This is a genomic window from bacterium, assembly GCA_036524115.1.
Classification (GTDB): domain Bacteria; phylum JAUVQV01; class JAUVQV01; order JAUVQV01; family DATDCY01; genus DATDCY01.
Map to the genome: position 1 here is coordinate 1 of DATDCY010000239.1, position 4,405 is coordinate 4,405.

The window sequence follows — 4,405 nt, forward strand, 5'->3', positions numbered from 1 at the left end:
GCGCACCCTCGCCCTGGCCGCGCGGCTGGCCGGCCACGCCCTGCGCGGGCAGCGGCTGCGGCTGCTGACGATCGAGGTCACCAAGCGCTGCAACGCCCGCTGCGAGTTCTGCGACTACTGGCGGGAGCCGCCGGGGCCGGAGCTCGAGGACTACGCCCCGATCGTGCGCCGCTTCGCGCCGCTGGTGGTGACCTTCTCCGGGGGCGAGCCGCTGGTGCGGCGGGACTTCGCCGAGCTCGTCCGCAGGGTGCGCGCCGCGGACCCCACGGTCTACCTGAGCATGGTCACCAACGGCGCGCTCCTGACGCTGGAGCGGGCCCGGGAGCTGCGAGCGGCGGGGATCGACCAGCTCTCGATCTCCCTCGACTACCCGGACGAGCGCCACGACCGGGCGCGCGGCATCCCCGGCCTGGCAGCCAGGATCCGCGGCCTGCTCGGGCCGCTCGCGGGCGTCGGCTTCGACGCCGTGAGCCTGAACACGGTCGTGAAGAACGACAACCTCGAGCGCATCCCCGCGATCATGGAGCTGGCCCGCGAGGCCGGCGTGCACGTCGGCTTCTCCGCGTACTGCACCATCAAGAAGACCGGCCGCGACGACCTGCTCGTCGCCGACGCGAACCGCGAGCGCCTGCGCGAGGCGGTGCGCCTGATCAAGGACGCCAAGCGCCGGCACCGGATCACGCGCAGCTCCGATTACTACCTCGACCGGCTCGAGGAGTACTTCGCGGGGGCGGGCATCGCCGGCTGCGAGGCGGGCATCCGCTTCGCGCAGGTCACGCCGGCGGGCCGGATCAAGCCCTGCTCGGAGCTGCCGGAGGTCTGCGACTGGCGCGACTACGACCCGCGCGCGGCCGCGCCGGTCTCCTGCACCTCCTGCTGGTACTCATGCCGCGGGGAGGCGCAGGCGCCGGTGACCTGGCGGCGCGTGCGCGAGCTGCTCGGGTGAGCGGGGCGATGGCGGCGGACGCCGGCGGCGGGCACGACACCCAGCGGCACCTGGCGCGCGGCGTGGCCGTCAACGCGCTGGGCATCCTCGTGAAGTCGGGGCGCGCGCTCTCGCTCGTGCTCTTCTCGCGGCTGCTCGGGGCGGAGCTCTTCGGCCTGTACCTGCTGGCCTACGCCATCCAGGAGGTGGTGAGCAAGTTCGCCTCGCTCGGCCTCGACCGCGGCCTGCTCTTCCTCACCGGCGCGCTCAAGGGCAACGGCCGCGAGGGCGAGATCCGCGCGGCGGTGCAGCGGGTCACCGCGCTGGGCTTTGCCGCCAGCGCGCTGACGGCCGGCCTTTTCGCGCTGGCGGCCGGCCCGATCGCGGACGGGCTGCTGCACAAGCCCGAGCTGGCGGAGCCGCTGCGCCTGTTCGCGCTCGGCCTGCCGGCCCTCTGCTGCACCTACATGCTCGTCTTCGCGACGCGCACCTCGCTGGATTTGCGCTACGAGCTGTACGTGCAGTCGCTCTTCGAGCCCTGGGCGGTGCTCGCGCTCGGCGCGGCCGCCATCCGGGCGGGCTTCGGCGTGCGCGGCGTCGTGCTCGCCCAGGTGGCCGCCGCCTACGGAGCGATGGCGCTGGCCTGGTACTTCGTGCGCCGGCTCTATCCGGCCGCCCCGCCGGGGACCCGGGTGCGCGTGGACTGGCGCACGCTCTGGCACGCCGCGATCCCGCTCGGCGCCGGGGAGCTGCTCACGCAGTTCAAGCTGCGCCTCGACCTGATCGTGATCGGCCGCCTGCTGCCGCTGCAGCTCGTCGGCGTCTACGGCGCCGTGGTGGAGATCGCCTCGCTGCTGCGCAAGACGCGCTCGGCCTTCGACGCGATCCTGATGCCGCTGAGCCAGAGCCTGCACCTGCGCGGCGACCTCCCGCGCCTCACGCAGAGCCTCGCCGTCGCCATCCGCTGGGTGGCCGTCCCCGCGCTCGCGCTGCTCGGCCTGATGATCCTGCTCCCGGACGCGTTCCTGCGCTTCTTCGGCGCGGAGTTCCTCGCCGGGGGAGCCGCCCTCGGCGTCTTCGCCGTGGGCCAGCTCTTCCACGTCACCGTCGGGCTCATGGAGAACGTGCTGGCCTACACGGGCCACGCGGCCGTGACGCTCGTCAACTCGGTCGTGCTCGTGGCCGTGAACCTGGCGCTGCTCGTGCTCATGATCCCGCCGTGGGGCATCCTCGGCGCGGCCGCGGCGACCACGCTCGCCACTGCGGCGGTCGCGCTCTGGCGGCTCGCGCAGGCCCGCCGCCTGCTGGGGATCTGGCCGTTCGACGCGGCCCAGCTGCGCCCCCTGGCCGCCTTCGTGCTCGCCTTCGCGACCACGTGGCTGGCCGTCGCGCTGCTCGGGGAGCGCAGCGTGCCGGCGCTCGCGGCCGCCGCCGGCTGGTACGCCGCCGTCTACGCGGGGACGCTGGCCCTGCTCAACCGCGGCCGGAACCGGGCGCCGGCCGCCCCCTCGCCGGTGTGAGCGGTCTGCCGACGATGACGCGCGCAACCGCGAAGGGCTCCCGGGCGCGGGTGCTCTTCCTCAACAGCTGCATCAACGGCGGCGGCGCCGGCCGCAGCCTCCAGGCCTACCTCAAGGTGATCGACCCGCGGATCGAGGCCCACGTCGTCATGCCCTCGCCGGGCATCCTGGCGCCGGGGCTGGAGAACGTCGAGCGCATCTGGTACGTGCCGGAGTTCGTCGAGCGGCCGCAGCGCAGCAACTACGCGCTCGCCGGGCGCCTGGGCTGGGAGTGGTTCCACTGGGCGAGCAACGTCTACGGCCTGCCGCGCTCGGCGGGGAAGATCGCGCGCATCGCCCGCGAGATCGGCGCCGACCTCATCTACTGCAACCACATGCTCGCCAACCCGATCGGGGCGGTCGCCGGCGCGCGCGCCGGCGTGCCGGTGGTCTTCCACGCCCGCAACATCCACGTCGCGCCGGTGGGCCGCGCCTTCTACCGCTATCTCGCGCAGCGCGCCTGCGTGACGCGGCTGATCTGCAACTCGCGCGCGTCGGCCGAGCTGTTCCTCGCCTGCGAGCCGGCCAAGGTCCGCATCGTGCACAACTTCGTGGACCTCGAGCGCTTCGACCGCGCGCGGATCGCCCCGACGCTGCGGCGCGACTTCGGCATCCCCGGCGACGCCGTCGTCGTCGGGTACGTCGGGCGGCTCGTGCCCAAGAAGGGCCTCCCCGTGCTGCTCGAGGCCTTCCGGCAGCTCGCGGAGCGGTTCCCGCGCGCGCACCTGGTGCTGCTCGGGGGCAACGACACCGGCTTCCACCGCGACCTCGGCGCCGAGTACCGCGCGCTGGCGGAGCGGTCCGGGATCGGCGGGCGCACGCACTTCACCGGTTTTCTCGACGACGTGCGGCCCGTGCTCGCCGACTTCGACGTGCTCGCGCTCCCGTCGGTCGAGCCGGAGTCGTTCGGGCGCGTGCTCATCGAGGCCATGGCGCTCGGCATCCCCTGCGTGGTCTCGCGGCTCGGCGGCGCGCTCGAGGTCGTCGACGACGGCCGCACCGGCTTCTGGGCGACGCCGGGGGACGCGGCGGATCTTGCGGACAAGCTCGGGCGGCTCGTGGGCGACGCGACGCTCCGGGAGCGCTTCGGCCGGGACGGGCAGGAGGGCGTCCGCGCGCGCTTCGCCAGCCGCGCGCTCGGCAGGCAGATCTCAGACGTGCTCCTCGAGGCCGCCGGCCGGGGGCTCGCCGAGGGCGATCGGGCGCAGGCCGCGCTCGTGCAGCCCCGCGAGGATCGCCGGTAGTGCCTCCACCAGCGAGCTGCGCGAGCCGGCCCTGCCCGGCGGGACGCCGTCGTGCATGAGGACGATGTCCCCCGGGGCGACGCGGCCCAGCACGCGCGCCACCAGCTGCGCGGCCGGCGGGTTTTGCACGTCGTAGATCGGGTAGCCGAAGCCCACGAGGCTGAGCCCCAGCCGCCGGGCCGCGCGCGCCACGCGCACGCCCTTGTAGCCCTTCGGGCAGCGCAGCAGGCGCGGGCGCACGCCGGTGACGCGCTCGGCGGTGCGGGCGCACTCCTCGATCTGGCGCTCGATCTCCGCCGCGGCCAGCCCCGGCAGGAGCCGGTGCGTCTGCGTGTGGTTGCCGAGCGTGTGGCCGCGGCGCACGATCTCGCGGGCCAGCTCGGGCGCACGCTCGATGTTCTCGCCGATGCAGAAGAACGTCGCCTTGGCGCCGTGGCGCTCGAGCGCGTCGAGCACCTGGCGGGTGTACGGCTCGACCGGCCCGTCGTCGAAGGTCAGGGCGACCGCGCCGGCGCCGGCGGACGCGGGCAGGCGCTGGAGCGCCCGCGAGAACAGGTTCACCCCGGGCGCGACGATGTCCAGCGCGAGCAGCGCGGCGGCCAGCGCGAGCGCGACGACCGCCGCCGCCGCGGCGAAGCTCCAGGGGCGCGGCAGCAGCGACGCCGCCCAGAGCGCCA

General features: G+C 74.7%; 4 protein-coding genes. 3 read left to right on the plus strand and 1 reads right to left on the minus strand.

Annotation, left to right across the window (positions count from 1 at the left end; translation table 11 throughout):
- From VI078_11545 to VI078_11555, 3 genes are all read left to right on the plus strand, one after another.
- The coding region (locus VI078_11545; protein ID HEY5999916.1) for a radical SAM protein at window positions 1-946 on the plus strand (946 nt) is incomplete at its 5' end.
- Entirely contained in the window at window positions 943-2,445 is a 1,503-nt protein-coding gene (locus VI078_11550; GenBank protein ID HEY5999917.1) for a polysaccharide biosynthesis C-terminal domain-containing protein, read from the plus strand. The genes VI078_11545 and VI078_11550, both read left to right, overlap by 4 nt.
- 14 nt (window positions 2,446-2,459) lie before the next feature.
- A complete protein-coding gene (locus VI078_11555) occupies window positions 2,460-3,728 on the plus strand; it encodes a glycosyltransferase family 4 protein (protein ID HEY5999918.1) in 1,269 nt (422 codons plus the stop codon).
- On the opposite strand, the gene VI078_11560 is transcribed toward VI078_11555, so the two are convergent.
- Window positions 3,636-4,405 (minus strand): polysaccharide deacetylase family protein (locus VI078_11560; GenBank protein HEY5999919.1); only part of this gene is annotated, 770 nt, incomplete at its 5' end. The genes VI078_11555 and VI078_11560 overlap by 93 nt on opposite strands.

Excerpts from the sequence above, each read along its gene's own strand:
- VI078_11555 (HEY5999918.1), top strand. The coding sequence starts at position 2,460 with ATGACGCGCGCAACCGCGAAGGGCTCCCGGGCGCGGGTGCTCTTCCTC.